The sequence below is a fragment of the Blautia hansenii genome, assembly GCF_013304445.1.
Taxonomy (GTDB): domain Bacteria; phylum Bacillota; class Clostridia; order Lachnospirales; family Lachnospiraceae; genus Blautia.
In genome coordinates this window covers 81,307-95,813 of record NZ_JAAITA010000005.1, presented here as the reverse complement: position 1 = coordinate 95,813, position 14,507 = coordinate 81,307, and the positions used below count along the sequence as shown (strand labels likewise).

At 44.3% G+C, this 14,507-nt stretch carries 21 protein-coding genes and 1 riboswitch; of the genes, 19 read left to right on the top strand and 2 right to left on the bottom strand.

Annotated features, from left to right (window positions below; genetic code table 11):
* The 11 genes from G5A70_RS06260 (at position 1) to G5A70_RS06210 (ending at position 7,953) form a co-directional block, all read left to right on the top strand.
* Positions 1 to 447: a PaaI family thioesterase gene (locus G5A70_RS06260; RefSeq protein WP_173748820.1), complete on the top strand. Its 447-nt coding sequence runs from the start codon at positions 1 to 3 to the stop codon at positions 445 to 447.
* A gap of 115 nt (positions 448 to 562) precedes the next feature.
* A complete protein-coding gene (locus G5A70_RS06255; RefSeq protein WP_173748819.1) occupies positions 563 to 2,242 on the top strand; it encodes a glutamine--tRNA ligase/YqeY domain fusion protein in 1,680 nt (559 codons plus the stop codon).
* A 31-nt stretch (positions 2,243 to 2,273) separates the two neighbouring features.
* Positions 2,274 to 3,704 carry a PLP-dependent aminotransferase family protein gene (locus G5A70_RS06250; protein WP_173748818.1) on the top strand — a complete coding sequence of 477 codons (1,431 nt, stop codon included), beginning with the start codon at positions 2,274 to 2,276 and terminating at the stop codon, positions 3,702 to 3,704.
* A gap of 32 nt (positions 3,705 to 3,736) precedes the next feature.
* Positions 3,737 to 3,848: riboswitch (TPP riboswitch) on the top strand.
* Positions 3,849 to 3,932: 84 nt separating this feature from the next.
* A complete protein-coding gene (locus G5A70_RS06245; protein WP_173748817.1) occupies positions 3,933 to 4,229 on the top strand; it encodes a thiamine-binding protein in 297 nt (98 codons plus the stop codon).
* Positions 4,198 to 4,962, top strand: coding sequence for an ABC transporter permease (locus G5A70_RS06240; RefSeq protein ID WP_173748816.1), 765 nt, complete (start codon positions 4,198 to 4,200; stop codon positions 4,960 to 4,962). Before G5A70_RS06245 ends, G5A70_RS06240 begins: the two co-directional genes overlap by 32 nt.
* A 19-nt stretch (positions 4,963 to 4,981) precedes the next feature.
* A complete protein-coding gene (locus G5A70_RS06235) occupies positions 4,982 to 5,995 on the top strand; it encodes an ABC transporter substrate-binding protein (protein WP_173748815.1) in 1,014 nt (337 codons plus the stop codon).
* Positions 5,996 to 6,011: 16 nt separating this feature from the next.
* Positions 6,012 to 6,755 carry an ABC transporter ATP-binding protein gene (locus G5A70_RS06230; protein WP_173748814.1) on the top strand — a complete coding sequence of 248 codons (744 nt, stop codon included), beginning with the start codon at positions 6,012 to 6,014 and terminating at the stop codon, positions 6,753 to 6,755.
* A gap of 274 nt (positions 6,756 to 7,029) precedes the next feature.
* Positions 7,030 to 7,212: a hypothetical protein gene (locus tag G5A70_RS06225; RefSeq protein WP_173748813.1), complete on the top strand. Its 183-nt coding sequence runs from the start codon at positions 7,030 to 7,032 to the stop codon at positions 7,210 to 7,212.
* A 64-nt stretch (positions 7,213 to 7,276) separates the two neighbouring features.
* Complete coding sequence (locus G5A70_RS06220; RefSeq protein WP_173748812.1) at positions 7,277 to 7,495, top strand: DUF3791 domain-containing protein; 219 nt, start codon at positions 7,277 to 7,279, stop codon at positions 7,493 to 7,495.
* 142 nt (positions 7,496 to 7,637) lie between these two features.
* A complete protein-coding gene (locus G5A70_RS16110; protein ID WP_226853631.1) occupies positions 7,638 to 7,811 on the top strand; it encodes a DUF3990 domain-containing protein in 174 nt (57 codons plus the stop codon).
* Between the two features lies 1 nt (position 7,812).
* The gene (locus tag G5A70_RS06210) at positions 7,813 to 7,953 is read left to right on the top strand and encodes a hypothetical protein (RefSeq protein ID WP_173748811.1); all 141 of its coding nucleotides are present in this window, start codon (positions 7,813 to 7,815) and stop codon (positions 7,951 to 7,953) included.
* 198 nt (positions 7,954 to 8,151) lie between these two features.
* On the opposite strand, the gene G5A70_RS06205 is transcribed toward G5A70_RS06210, so the two are convergent.
* Positions 8,152 to 8,667, bottom strand: a complete 516-nt coding sequence (locus G5A70_RS06205; RefSeq protein WP_173748810.1) for a hypothetical protein — start codon at positions 8,665 to 8,667, stop codon at positions 8,152 to 8,154.
* Between the two features lie 30 nt (positions 8,668 to 8,697).
* A complete protein-coding gene (locus G5A70_RS06200) occupies positions 8,698 to 9,150 on the bottom strand; it encodes a hypothetical protein (protein WP_173748809.1) in 453 nt (150 codons plus the stop codon).
* Positions 9,151 to 9,452: 302 nt separating this feature from the next.
* On the opposite strand from G5A70_RS06200, the gene G5A70_RS06195 reads away from it, so the two are divergent.
* The 8 genes from G5A70_RS06195 to G5A70_RS15875 all read left to right on the top strand — a co-directional run bounded on the left by G5A70_RS06195 (position 9,453) and on the right by G5A70_RS15875 (position 14,490).
* Complete coding sequence (locus G5A70_RS06195) at positions 9,453 to 9,749, top strand: DUF2325 domain-containing protein (protein WP_173748808.1); 297 nt, start codon at positions 9,453 to 9,455, stop codon at positions 9,747 to 9,749.
* The gene (locus G5A70_RS06190) at positions 9,742 to 10,293 is read left to right on the top strand and encodes a DUF3793 family protein (RefSeq protein ID WP_173748807.1); all 552 of its coding nucleotides are present in this window, start codon (positions 9,742 to 9,744) and stop codon (positions 10,291 to 10,293) included. Before G5A70_RS06195 ends, G5A70_RS06190 begins: the two co-directional genes overlap by 8 nt.
* 173 nt (positions 10,294 to 10,466) lie before the next feature.
* Entirely contained in the window at positions 10,467 to 11,054 is a 588-nt protein-coding gene (locus G5A70_RS06185) for a Maf family protein (protein ID WP_173748806.1), read from the top strand.
* Between the two features lie 2 nt (positions 11,055 to 11,056).
* Entirely contained in the window at positions 11,057 to 11,752 is a 696-nt protein-coding gene (locus G5A70_RS06180) for an HAD family hydrolase (RefSeq protein ID WP_173748805.1), read from the top strand.
* Positions 11,730 to 12,524 carry an HAD family hydrolase gene (locus G5A70_RS06175; RefSeq protein WP_173748804.1) on the top strand — a complete coding sequence of 265 codons (795 nt, stop codon included), beginning with the start codon at positions 11,730 to 11,732 and terminating at the stop codon, positions 12,522 to 12,524. Before G5A70_RS06180 ends, G5A70_RS06175 begins: the two co-directional genes overlap by 23 nt.
* Positions 12,517 to 12,780, top strand: a complete 264-nt coding sequence (locus G5A70_RS06170) for a glyoxalase (protein ID WP_173748803.1) — start codon at positions 12,517 to 12,519, stop codon at positions 12,778 to 12,780. Before G5A70_RS06175 ends, G5A70_RS06170 begins: the two co-directional genes overlap by 8 nt.
* 101 nt (positions 12,781 to 12,881) lie before the next feature.
* Entirely contained in the window at positions 12,882 to 13,682 is an 801-nt protein-coding gene (locus tag G5A70_RS15690; RefSeq protein ID WP_264293470.1) for a cation:proton antiporter, read from the top strand.
* Between the two features lie 25 nt (positions 13,683 to 13,707).
* On the top strand, positions 13,708 to 14,490 hold the full coding sequence (locus G5A70_RS15875) for a TrkA C-terminal domain-containing protein (RefSeq protein WP_264293471.1): 783 nt from the start codon (positions 13,708 to 13,710) through the stop codon (positions 14,488 to 14,490).
* Positions 14,491 to 14,507 lie beyond the last annotated feature (17 nt).

Genomic DNA, 14,507 nt, shown 5'->3' with positions numbered 1-14,507 from the left:
ATGGAAAACAGCAGAAACCGGGAAATGGAACAGGAAATTCGTAAGAGCATGGAACAGCTTTATCCTAAGGACCCGGATCATTTGTACAGCCGGATGCAGGTGGAATTTTATGCCTGCAATTACGAGAAAAAAAGTGTAACCCTTCGTTTTCCGGTACAGAGATGGGAATTAAATCACATGGCAACCATGCACGGAGGTCTCATAGCCACGGCTATTGACACCACCTGCGGCGTTACGGTGCGCAGCGTCAGCGGAAGTGAAAAAATTCCTACCATTAACCTGAACCTGAATTATCTCTCCCCTGCCATGGCTCAGGACGCCCTGCTGGTAACGGCAAAAGCAGACCGGGCCGGACGGAGAATCTGCAGTGTATCTGCAGCATGCCGGTCTGAAAAAACGGGGAATCTCATAGCCACTGCCACGGCAAATTTCATGATTCTGGAGTGAAATTTTGAATGCAAATAAAAAAATAAAAGCAAAGCCTTTGAAAAAGCGGGAATTTATGGTACTATAGTCCTTAGACTGTAAAGGAAGAAATTACGATAGATGGAGGAAGAAAAAAGTGGAAAAAGAAACAGCAAAAGAAACCGTTTCTAAAAACTTTATTGAACAGATGATTGAAAAAGACCTGGCAGAGGGCAAATACGAGGAAATTTGTACCAGGTTTCCGCCGGAGCCAAATGGTTATCTGCATATCGGACATGCAAAGTCTATTTTATTAAACTATGGTCTTGCACAGAAATACCACGGAAAGTTCAATATGCGTTTTGACGACACCAATCCGACTAAGGAAAAGGTAGAGTTTGTGGAGTCCATCAAGGAAGATATCAAATGGCTGGGCGCAGACTGGGAAGACCGTCTGTACTTTGCTTCTGACTACTTTGAGCAGATGTACGAAGCGGCTGTAAAATTGATTAAGAAAGGGAAAGCCTTTGTCTGTGATTTGACGGCAGAGGAAATCCGGGAATACAGAGGAACCCTGACAGAGCCGGGCAAGGAAAGTCCCTACAGAAACCGCAGTGTGGAGGAAAATCTGGAATTATTTGAAAAAATGAGAAACGGAGAATTTGAGGACGGCAGCAAGGTACTTCGCGCCAAAATCGACATGGCTTCTCCTAATATCAATATGCGTGATCCGGTTATCTACCGTGTGGCGCATATGACACACCACAACACCGGGGACAAATGGTGCATTTACCCTATGTATGATTTTGCACATCCCATCGAAGATGCCATTGAAGGTGTGACCCATTCCATCTGTACCCTGGAATTTGAAGACCACAGACCTTTGTATGACTGGGTAGTAACAGAACTGGAATATCCCCATCCGCCAAAGCAGATTGAATTTGCAAAGCTGTATCTGACCAATGTAGTGACAGGAAAACGTTATATCAAAAAGCTGGTAGAAGACGGCATTGTAGACGGCTGGGATGACCCTCGTCTGGTATCCATTGCGGCTCTTAGAAGACGGGGCTTTACACCGGAATCCATTCAGAAATTCGTAGAGCTCTGCGGTGTTTCAAAGGCCAACAGTTCTGTGGATTACGCTATGCTGGAATACTGTATCCGCGAAGATTTGAAGATGAAAGCGCCTCGTATGATGGCTGTTTTAGACCCGGTAAAACTGGTTATTGACAACTATCCGGAAGGCGAAATCGAATACCTGGAAGTGCCAAATAACATGGAAAATCCGGAACTGGGCAGCAGAAAAGTGCCTTTCGGAAGAGAACTTTACATTGAAAGAGAAGACTTTATGGAAGTTCCGGTAAAGAAATACAAACGTCTCTATCCGGACAATGAAGTGCGCCTCATGAATGCGTACTTTGTGACCTGTACAGGCTGCGAAAAGGATGAAGAGGGAAATGTAACGGTTATCCACTGTACGTATGACCCGGCCTCCAAAGGCGGAAATTCCCCGGACGGAAGAAAGGTCAAAGGAACGATTCACTGGATTTGCGCTGAGACAGCCGTAGAGGCGGAGTGCCGTCTGTATGAGAATATCGTAGATGAAGAAAAAGGCGTATACAATAAGGAAGACGGAAGTTTGAACCTGAATCCGAATTCTCTTACGGTAGTCAAAGGCTGTCTGGTAGAGCCGGAACTTGGAAAAGCAGAGGCTTACGACCGGTTCCAGTTTGTGAGAAACGGATTTTTCTGTGCGGACTGCCATGACAGCAAACCGGGAGCGCCGGTATTTAACCGCATTGTGTCTCTGAAGAGTTCTTTTAAACTGAATCAGTAATGATTAAGATTTTATACGAAAAGAGGAGCCTGTGAACGAATTACTAATTCCTCTGGATACAAAAAGCAAAGTGCCGATTTACGAGCAGATTTGTGACTATATCAAAAGGGCTGTGCAGCAGAAGCATTTAATACCGGGAGAAAAGCTGCCTTCGTCCAGAGCCTTTGCCAGATGTCTGGCTGTGAGCCGAAGCACCGTAGACTTGGCCTATGACCAGCTGGTATCCGAAGGGTATATTGAGTCCATTCCCTGCAAAGGCTACTATATCTGCGAAATAGACAGCCTCTACGTTCCCGGCAGGAAGAGGACAGAAGAGTGGAAAACAGAAAAAGAGAATCCCTCTAAAAGGGCAGCGAGAGAACAGAAAACCTGTGCCTATGATTTTTCTTTAAACGGCATAGCGCCCGGCGGTTTTCCTCACAATGTCTGGAAAAAGCTGGCAAGGCAGGTGCTCTCAGAGGATGACGATACCCTGTTTCAGCTGGGAAATCCCTGGGGAGAATATGGATTTCGCAGCGCAGTGGCGGAATATCTGTATCAGGCCAGAGGCATGCGGTGCCGCCCGGAGCAGATATTAATTGGAGCAGGAAACGATTATCTGCTGATGCTCCTGGGAACCATTCTGGGGAAAAACCGTGTGATTGCCATGGAAGACCATACCTACCTGACTGCATATTACGATTTTCTGCACATTGGGTATGAGGTAAAAGCGGTGAAGCAGGACGAAAGCGGTATGTGTATCTCCTCTTTGAAAGATTCCGGTGCACAGATTGCCTATGTGATGCCCTCTCACCAGTTTCCCGCAGGCACGGTTATGCCCCTGAAACGCCGTATGGCACTTCTGGACTGGGCAGAGGAAGCGGAAAATCGCTACATCATTGAGGATGATTACGACAGCGAGTTCCGTTACCGCGGAAAGCCTATTCCGGCTCTGCAGGGATTTGACAGGGGCGGGCGTGTGATTTATATGGGAACTTTTTCCAAATCCATTGCCCCGTCCATTCGTGTCAGCTATATGGTTTTGCCGGAGTTTCTGGCAGAGCAGTATGCAGAGCGGAAAAGTCCTTTTTCAGTAACCGTGTCCAGAGCAGACCAGAAGATACTGGAGTTATTCTTAAAAGAAGGAGGATATGAGCGGCATTTGAACCGTATGCGGGCTGTCTATAAAAGCAAGCATGACAAAATGGTGAAAGTTCTGCGGGATATGGGGGATATCTGTACTTTTTCGGGAGAATATGCGGGACTTCATCTGGTACTGGAATTCACAAACGGGCTGACAGAAGAGGAGGCAGTTTTGCGGGCAGAAGCGGCCGGTGTTCAGGTCTACGGATACTCGGAATACGGCATAGAAAGCAGCAAGATAAAAAAAGAACCGGAAAGAAAGGTACTTCTGGGCTATGCCTGCATGACCGAAGAAGAAATCGAAAAAGCCATGAGGAAATTGAAAGAGGTCTGGGAATAAGTATTGACAGAAAATTATAAATACAGTAAACTGAACGTTGCAAGGGGAGCTGGAGCAAGTCCGGCTGAGAATAAAACCACATTCGTTTTAGACCCTCATACCTGATTCGGATAATGCCGGCGTAGGAAGCATTTTGTAAAATCTGCAGGTTCAGATACAGACATGAATCCCATCAGGTACTCCCTGGTGGGATTTTTTATACAGAAAGAGAATAAGGAGGAAGGAAATATGAACGCAAGCGTAGCTATCCAGACTTTGCCGGAGGCAAAAGACGACGAGGAATTAATCCGTATTGTAGACGAGGTGATTGCCTATATTAAAAGTACGGGAAATAATTATTATGTAGGCCCTTTTGAGACAACCATTGAGGGAGACTATGACGAACTCATGGACATTGTAAAGGAATGTCAGCATATTGCAGTGAAGGCAGGAGCGCCGTCTGTAGCTGCTTATATTAAGGTCAGCTACAAGCCGGAAGGAGATGTGCTTACCATTGAAAGAAAAGTCTCAAAACACCACCAGTAAAATCTGGACCGTGTCGGCTCTGGCTGTACTGCTGGTGCTTTGGCAGGCGGTTTCCATGGCTGGGCTGATTCCCAACTTTATGCTGCCCTCCCCGGTGGATGTGGGGAAGGCTTTTGTGGGGGATTTCGGGCTTTTAATGGAAAATGCAAAGGTAACGCTTTTGGAGGCGGCTCTGGGACTGGCCTGCGGTATTGCCGTGGGTTTTCTCATGGCGGTAATCATGGAGCAGTTTGAAAAGCTGTACAAAGCCTTTTATCCTTTAATTGTTCTGACCCAGACCATCCCTACGGTGGCCATTGCGCCCCTTTTGGTGCTGTGGTTTGGATATGAAATGCTGCCAAAGGTGATTCTCATTGTGGTGGTGACTTTTTTTCCTATTACCGTAGGACTTTTGGACGGTTTTGGGTCTGCGGATAAAGATATGATCAATCTCATGCGTTCCATGGGGGCAGGAGAGTTTCAGATTTTTCGTTATATTAAGCTGCCGGGAGCCATGAGTCACTTTTTTGCCAGTCTTAGAATTTCCGTGTCGTATTCCGTAGTAGGCGCTGTGATTTCTGAATGGCTAGGAGGCTTCAGCGGTCTTGGGGTTTACATGACACGGGTAAAAAAAGCATTTGCTTATGACAAAATGTTTGCCGTGATTTTTCTCATTTCCATTATCAGCCTGATTCTTATGAAGCTGGTGGAAATTCTGCAGAAAAAGGCCATGCCCTGGGAAAATGTGAAATAAGACAGAGGAGAAAAGATACATGAAAAAGAAATATTTTGCGACGCTTTTGTGCGCGGCAGTTCTCACAGCTTTTACAGGCTGCGGGGAATCCGGCGCTCTGAAAGAAGAGAAGAAAGCAGAAAATAAAACAGAAAAGCTGACTTTTGTACTGGACTGGACACCGAATACCAACCATACCGGTCTGTATGTGGCCAAGGAAAAGGGATACTTTGAAGATGAGGGGCTGGAAGTGGAAATCGTACAGCCGCCGGAGGACGGTGCAGACGCCCTGGTGGCATCGGGAAAAGCCCAGTTGGGTGTTTCCTTTCAGGATACGATGGCACCGGCGGTAGCGGGAGAAGACGCACTTCCCAATACAGCCATAGCTGCTGTTGTACAGCACAACACTTCCGGTATTATTTCCAGAAAAGGGGAGGGCATGGACCGTCCCAAGGGACTGGAAGGGAAAAAGTATGCCACCTGGGACGCTCCCATTGAAAAAGCCATGATGAAAAACGTGGTGGAGGAAGACGGAGGGGATTTCAGTAAAGTGGAACTGATTCCAAGCACAGTGACGGACGAGGTATCCGCACTGAAGACAAAGTCCGTGGACGCTATCTGGGTGTTTTACGCCTGGGCTGGTGTAGCTACAGAAGTGGCAGGTCTGGATACAGACTACTTTGCGTTTAAAGATATCAATCCGGTATTTGACTATTATACACCTGTAATTATAGGAAATAACGAATTTCTGGAAAAAGAGCCGGAAACGGCAAAATCTTTTTTGAGAGCGTTGAAAAAGGGGTATGAATTTGCCATTGAAGACCCGGATGCGGCAGCAGACATTCTCTGTGAGGCTTCACCGGAACTGGATGTGGAACTGGTAAAAGCCAGTCAGAAATATCTGGCTGACCAGTATAAGGCAGAGGAAGAACGCTGGGGATATATCAGCCCCGAGCGGTGGAACGCTTTTTATAACTGGCTGAATGAAAACGGCCTGTCAGAAACAGAAATACCGGAAAATACAGGATTTTCCAATGAGTATCTTCCGGAATAAGAAAGGCGGCAAAAAAATGGCACAGCTTGAAGTTTCCCATGTGACAAAATCCTTTGACGGCAGGAAGGTTCTGGAGGACGTGTCCATCCGTCTGGGGGAGAAAGAACTGGTGGCTCTTTTAGGCGTCAGCGGCGGCGGAAAAACAACACTTTTTAATGTGATTTCCGGTATCTTAAAGCCGGACAGCGGACAGGTGTTTTTAGACGGGGAGGAGATTACAGGCAGTCCGGGGAAGGTCAGCTATATGCTTCAGAAGGATTTGCTTCTGCCTTACCGCACCATTGAAGACAATGTGGCCCTGCCTCTGATTATCAAGGGGGAGAAAAAGAAGGCGGCGAGAAGTCAGGTGCAGCCCTATTTTCAGGAATTTGGGCTGGAAGGGACTCAGAAAAAGTACCCGGCTCAGCTTTCCGGGGGTATGCGCCAGAGAGCAGCGCTTCTGCGGACGTATATGTTTTCTCAGAAAATTGCCCTTTTGGACGAGCCGTTTTCCGCCCTTGATACCCTGACAAAAATTGCCATGCATAAGTGGTATTTAAACGTCATGGAGCAGATTCACCTGTCTACAATTTTTATTACACATGATATAGACGAGGCCATTCTTTTGGCGGACCGGATTTATCTTTTAACAGGGAGTCCGGGAACCATCACAGAAGAAATTGTGATAAAAGAGAAAAAGCCCAGAGCGGCGGATTTTAATCTGACGCCAGAGTTTCTGGAGTATAAACGGTATATTCTGGAGAAGATAGGGGAAAATTAAAAGCCGCATATAATATTCAGATAGCAGTGGAGAACTATTATAAAAATGCATTTGGAGATATCGGAAAGTATTACAACATGATAACGCAGCTGTGAGGTGTTTTTGTGAAGGGTTTGTATGTGGTGAGGTAGAGATGGGAAAAGGTATGAGAAGGTCGCAGAAATGCGGCTTTTTCTTTTTGTTTCTTCATCTTCTTGAGTTGCAGATAAAAATCAGTTAAAATAAAGTGTAGAAAGCAGAGGGACATGTTGGGAGAATGTGACAATCATGTATTATGAAGAAGATTGTGCCGCATTACTGGAACAGACTTCAAAAAGAAGAAGCTTATGAGAAGTTTGAGGAAATTAAGCAGGTTTTACAAAAGGATTATGAAGAAAATAAAGAACCATCAGGTGAATTTAATAAGAATATTTGCAGATACGTATGGGCTGTGCTTACCGAATGCTGTACTTTTTGACGCGTCATCGTTGTTTGGACTATAATACTATAGTTCAATAGATAAGAGTAAATGGAGGTTTTGGATGAGTGAAAAGAAAAAGAAAATAGGTTTTACTGTTGCATGTGTAAACGAATTTGCACAACATCATAATCTCAGTATACAGGAAGCATTTCGTTACCCTTTTCAGTTTAAAGGTATTGCGTTTATAAAAGAAAACTATGAAGTTGAGCATACTTTAGATTTTGAAACAATAATAGAAGACTTAGGGATATTGTGCCGAAAAAACGGAGGCGTGTTATGAGATTATATCATGGAAGTAATATTGTAATTGATAGTATAAATTTGGCAATGTGCAGACCATATAAAGATTTCGGTTTAGAAACAACGGAAGAATGTGCAAAATTTGTCATGAATAATAGAAATCGAACATTTACAAATATGATATGGTTATAGGACCTGTTGCGGATGATAATATGGCATTATTATTTCGTCAGTATGAAAATGAAATTATTGATTTTGAAACCTTATTGAAAGGAATGATATATAAAAAGACATCATCGCAGTATTCTTTTCATACAGAAAAAAGTATAAAACTTTTACGAAAGGTAGGAAATTAATATGGATAAGTTTTATAACTCAAAAGTCTTTGAAAAACTTCAGGATAAAGAAACCGGTTTATATATGGAAAGCTCAGAATATGTGTATGATCTTTTTAAAGATGAGATAAACTTTGGACGTATTGTTCAAGCAGAAATATAAGGTTTATAGGATATAACTTTATCTTTATTCATATAGGCTTTCAAAAATGCAGTTGAGGGGTCTTTGTGCCCTAAAATACATACAGAAAAGAAAAAATAAGAATCCCCCATAGAAGATTAGGTATAAAAAACACTGATTTCTACGGGAGATTCTTATTTTAAGATTTAGAAGCTAAAAACGGTATTTCCCGATAGCCCCTTAAATTTCCAGAAGTTTTCCTACACTTTCGTCATATCGGCAGTATTTGCCGTTCGCAGAAAGAAAAGGGGTGTAGGTTTTGGTTCTTACATTTTTTATGTATACGACCTTAGTGGCTGCCATGTAAACCAGAGAAAACTTTTCGTTCAAACTGGAAATCCATTTGTATACTTTTTGGTCTTTGTCTGAGAGCACCAGTTCGTAACCGCCTTCACAGGGCTCTAAGGAGAAATAACTTTTCTCGTCCTTTAAGGCCGTAAATACCTGGCTGTAAATGTAGGATGAAAAATGCTCGCGGACAAAGTTTTTGAAGTCCGGCAGGTTGTAAATCCGATGAGAAACTGCGTCTGTGATTTTGTCGCCGCGCTCAATACGGATTTTCAGGACCTTCAGAATTTCCACTGCGTCATTGATGAAACTCAGACGGTTGTATTCCATGGTTTCCAAAAGAAAAGAAATCAATTCCTTTGACAGAATATCATCATTTTTTGCCTGCTCGAATAACTGGTTGTTCATTGGTTTATCCTCCCTCTTTTGTCTGCGAATTTACGCTTCGCTCTCTTTTTCTTCTTCTTTCACTTCTTCTTTTATTTCGTCTTTTATATCTTTGACGGTTTCAGCGGCAGTCTGTACTTTTTCTTCTGCTTCCTCTTTGATATCCTCTGCTTTTTCGGCAGCTTCTTCGGCCATATCTTCTGCGGTTTCTTTGACTGCTTCGGTAAAATCCTCTTCTTCAAAGATGTCGTCGTCCAGAAAATCGTCGGTGTGTTCTTTGACTTTGCTTACTGCGTCATCTACGGATTTTTCCATGACTTTTTTAAACTTAGAAGCAACGCCTGCAGCAGAAACAGCAGTTTCTTTTAAATTATCCTGAAAGTCAGCAAACTCTTCCTGTAAGTCCGGATTTTCATTTTTCTTCTTAACAAAATAGTAAGCTGCAGCACCTGCCGCTGCGCCTAAAGCGCCCATCCCTAAAAGTTTTTTTCCAAAATTTCCCATATCATTATCCTTTCTGAGTCTCACTCCCATACTCTTATATGTTCTCCATTATAATCCTTTTTATGAGGAGAAGGAAGAGGTATTTTCATTAATTTTCTATGAATTTCAAAAAAACTATTGACAAAAATAGAAAAATCAGTATGATAGTAGCATAAGAGTTAGTTGTAGCTAATTCAACAGAGGAGAGGCAGTTTTACCCTATGTCTTTTCTTTTTACAGACAGGTTAGAAATAACTAACTTAGTGAGCGTATGAATGGAAGAAAAAAGGAAATGATAACAACAATGGAAAGGAGTTTTGCATATGAGTATTGTAATTATCGGAGGAAACGAGAGAATGGTCACCAGATATGAGAATCTGTGTCAGGATTATGGATGTAAGGCGAAAGTCTTTGTCAAAGAACATGGTTCCATTAAGAAAAAAATGGGCTGCCCGGATTTGCTTTTGATGTTTACCAATACGGTTTCCCACAAAATGGTTATGAATGCTTCCCAAGAGGCCAAGAGGAACAACATTCCTATTGTGCGGATTCACAGAGCCAGCACAGCAGCGCTGCAGTCTGTACTGGAGGATATCAAAGGAGGAGCGGTTTATGCTTGATGAATTTTTAATCCGTCACAGCGCTCCCACGCTGGCCGGACTGAAGACAGCCAATCTTTTCTGGTATCCCTGGGAAAACCGGGAAGAATTGAAGGCAGTTCTGGAAGAATGGCAGAAGGTGTTTCAGGAAAAGGGATTGGGTCTGATGGTTATGCGCCTGCACGGGCAAAGGGCTCTTTTGTATGTATATAGAATCAGCCGCCTTGAGCAGGATTTAAACCGCAGGGAAACCAGACAGATGTTAGCAGCAGAGGGCTATGCATATGAAAAAGCGAAAGAGGCTTTGGTCTGTCTGCGGCAGAGAATTCAAAGCTGTGCAAAGTTCCCTCACGAAATCGGACTGTTTCTGGGATATCCCCAGGAGGATGTGAAGGGATTTATAGAAAATGAAGGGAAAAACTGCAAATGCTGCGGCTGCTGGAAAGTGTACTGCAACGAATGTGAAGCAAGAAAAACCTTTCATAAATTTAAAAAGTGCGAACTGGTTTATACCCGTCTGTTTTTGGGAGGAAGACCGGTCAAAAAGTTGATTGTAGCAGCGTAAAACAGGAAATTTCCATACGAACCTTCTGATAAAAAGGGACGGCCACGAAGGACGGGAGAGTCCGGATTCTGGCCGTCCCTTTTAAAAAGAGGTTGCGTCAGAGGAAAAGTCGGGCTATACTCTTACTATGCAGTACACCAGAAGATATTTCATACTGCAAAAAGGAGCAGACAATGAAACAAATCATACTTGCAAGTGCATCACCGAGACGGCGGGAATTGTTATCCCAGGCAGGGATTCCTTTTGTGGTAAAGCCCAGCCAGGCAGAAGAAAAGATAACCGTCAAAGAGCCGGGGCAGGCTGTGGAGGAGCTGTCCCTGTTAAAATGCCGTGATATTTATGCACAGACAACAGGAGACGTGGCAGTTATCGGTGCGGATACTGTAGTGGCCGCAGAAGGCAGAATTTTAGGAAAGCCGGCTGATAAGGAGGAGGCTGTGAGCATGCTCACCATGCTTCAGGGAAAACAGCACGAAGTCTATACCGGTGTAACGGTTATGGTGAGGGAAGAGGGAAAAGAAAATATCCGCACCTTCCATGAAAAGACAGAAGTGTATTTTTATCCCATGACAGAAGAAGAAATCAGGGGATATGTGGAGACCGAAGAACCTATGGATAAGGCAGGTGCTTACGGAATCCAGGGGAAATCCGCAGTCTTTATCCGGGAAATCCGGGGGGATTATAATACGGTTGTGGGGCTGCCTCTGGCAAGACTCTATCAGGAATGCAGAAAAATGGGATTGGAAATAAAGGAGTGGTAGACATGTATAAAGCTTGTATTTTTGACCTGGACGGAACCATTGCAGATACCGTGGAATCCATTGCCTATGTGGGAAATCAGACACTGCGTCATTTTCACCTGCCGGAACTTCCGGTGGAAAATTATAATTTTTATGCAGGAGACGGTGCAGATGAACTGGTAAGAAGAATGCTGCAGGCAGTTCCCGGCGGCGATAAAGTGGATTATGAGGAAGTGCGGGTTTTGTACCGGAAGTGGTTTGGAGAAAATCCTTTTTACCATGTAAAGCCTTTTGAAGGAATTCTGGAACTTCTGGAAGGACTGAAAAAGGAAGGTCTGAAAATTGCTGTCTTTTCCAATAAACCTCACGGGGCGGCTGTGGAAGTTGTGGAAAAGATTTTCGGCAGAGACGTGTTCCATAAGGTGCAGGGACAGACTGAGAAGATTCCCAGAAAGCCTTCTCCCATAGGCGCCCTGGCTATTGCAGAGGAATTTCAGATTTCTCCAAAGGAGTGCATTTACTGCGGAGATACCAACACAGATATGGATACCGGGAAAGCGGCAGGCATGTTTACCGTAGGGGTGACCTGGGGATTCCGCCCAAGAACAGAATTGGAAGAACACCATGCGGATAAAATTGTGGACCGGCCGGAAGAAATTCTGACTCTTGCAAAAAGAGAAAAGGAGAAGCAGAAAAATGCTGAAGCTGATAGCCAGTGACTTAGACGGAACCCTTCTGCAAAACGGAGTCAGGACGTTGTCTGACACTGTCATAGAGCAGATAAAGCAGTTAAAAGAAATGGGTATTTTATTTGTAGCCGCCAGCGGAAGACAGTATACCAATCTGCAAAGACTGTTTGCACCTGTCTGTGAGGATATTGCCTATGTCTGTGAAAACGGTGCCCTGGTAGTTTACAAAGGAAAAATTTTACATAAAAATGTCTTTGAAAGGGAATTGGCAGAAGAAATGCTGCATAGCATATTGAAGAAAGACCGTGCGGAACTGGTGGTTTCCGGGGAAAGGACGGTTTATCTGCAGCCTAAGACAGAGGCTTTTCGGGAATACATGATAAATTTTGTGAAAAACGACACTACGGTGCTGCCGGATATTTTTCAGGTGCCGGAGGAAATCATTAAGATTTCCGTATATGAGGAAAACGGCGCGGAGGCCATTGCGCCTTACTGGAAAAAGGCCTTTGGCAGCAGAGCCACGGTAGTGACTTCCGGGATTTCCTGGCTGGATATGATGCCTTTAAGCGCAGATAAGGGAAACGGGCTTCGGGTGCTGAAGAAACACCTTCTTTTGTCTGATGAGAACTGCGCGGCTTTTGGCGACAATTTCAATGATTTGGAAATGCTGCAGGAAGTGACCTATGGCTTTGCCGTGGGAGAGGCCAGGAAGGAAGTGCGGGAAACCGCCGGAAGAGTAACCGACAGAGTGGAAACGGTACTGGAAAAAGTGATAAAACAGGGAGGAAATTGGTATGAATGAGTACAGCGAAGAGTGTATTTTAACATTTTTAAGAAATCAGGAGCAGCTTTTTACAGAGCCTGTGGCAGAGACAGAGGAAGAGGCGGAGGCCTTTTTAGAGGACTGCATGGCCGCTGTGGTGGATTCACTGGAAGAAGTGAGAGTGTACTTTGAGGAAAACGGCATGGACGTAGAGGATATGTCCCTGGAAGAACTGGAGGACGCCAGTGAAGTTTTCCCACTGCCAAACGGTCAGTATTTGATTGTAGAAGGATAAATAAAAAGGAAAAAAGAGGCTGCTGCATGATTTCTGATGAAAGGTTCATAGAAGACATGCAGAAGCCTTTTTCTGAATGATTTACAGATGGGAGAGATGAGATGACAGGAATTATATTGGGAATCACCTTGATTATGCTGCTTTGCGTGCTTGCAGAAAAGTTTTCGGACAGGCTGGGTATGCCTGCGCTGATACTGTTTATGTTTATCGGCATGCTTTTCGGAAGTGACGGTATTTTTAAAGTACCTTTTGAAAATTTTGAACTGGCAGAAAGAATCTGTTCGGTGGCTTTTGTATTTATTATGTTTTATGGCGGATTCAATACCAAGTGGGAGGCGGCGAAGAGTATTGCAGGAAAGGCCGTTACCCTGTCTACAGCAGGTGTTTTCATTACGGCCGGAATTACGGCTTTGCTTTGCAATGTAGTTTTAAAGTTTTCTTTTGAAGAGAGTTTTCTGATTGGCGCCGTGCTGTCTTCTACAGATGCAGCCAGTGTGTTTGCCATTCTGCGAAAAAAGAAGCTGAACCTAAAGGATGGGACAGCGTCACTTCTGGAGGTGGAAAGCGGAAGCAATGACCCCATTTCCTATCTTCTCACGATTATAGCCATTGGAATTATGACAAATGGAAAATCCGGAAATATTGCGGCTGTGATTGCCATGCAGATTATCTTCGGTGTTCTGGTAGGACTGGTGCTGGCGAAGCTTTGCGTCTTTATTATGGCAAAGACTAGTCTGATTGCGGAAGGGCTGGAGATGGTTTTTGTGATTGCCATGGTGCTGGGCTGCTATGGTCTGACTTCTTTTGTGGGGGGCAATGCTTTTTTGAGTGTGTATCTTTTCGGTATTCTTATGGGAAACAGCAAAATCAAAAAGAAGGAGATACTGATTCCGTTTTTTTGACGGCGTTACCAGCCTGGCTCAGATATTGATTTTCTTTTTAATCGGACTTTTAACCTTTCCGCATCAGATGCCGGAAATCATTCCCACAGCGCTTGCTATTGTGGCTTTTCTGACAATTATCAGCAGGCCGGTGGCTGTCTTTTTACTTTTAAAGCCTATGAAATGCAGCAACCGGCAGTGCTGGCTGATTTCCTGGGCAGGGCTTCGCGGTGCCTCTTCTTCAGTATTTGCCATTACCGCCGTAGCGGCAGGGATTTCTATGAAGCAGGATTTGTTCCACATTGTGTTTATGGTTTCTCTTTTCTCTGTAGCCATTCAGGGAACGTTTCTGCCCAAGGTGGCGCAGAAGCTGTCTATGATTGATGATACCGCGGATGTAAGCAAAACCTTTAACGATTATCAGGAAGAAACTTCGCTGCAGCTTATGCGCATGTATATTCCCCAGGGGCATGAGTGGGATGGAAAGAAAATAAAAGAGGTGAACATTCCCACGGGCTCTCTGGCTTTGATGATTAAACGGGGAGAGGAAATGATACTGACAAAAGGAAATACAGAAATCTGTGCCGGGGACAGTGTGATTCTCAGTGTGCCGCCTTATAATACCAATGAGACGGAGCAGCTCCAGGAGAAGCGTATTCTTTCAGGGGATAAATGGTGCAACAAAAGCATAGCCCAGCTGCATTTGTCCAGAAACGAACTGATTGCCATGGTTATTCGTGGGGAGGAGGCCATTATTCCGGATGGAAAAACGGTGTTAAAGGAGCAGGATGTTGTGGTTATGTACCGGGACATGGCAGCCGGAAAGTGAGAAAGAATTCTCCAGCT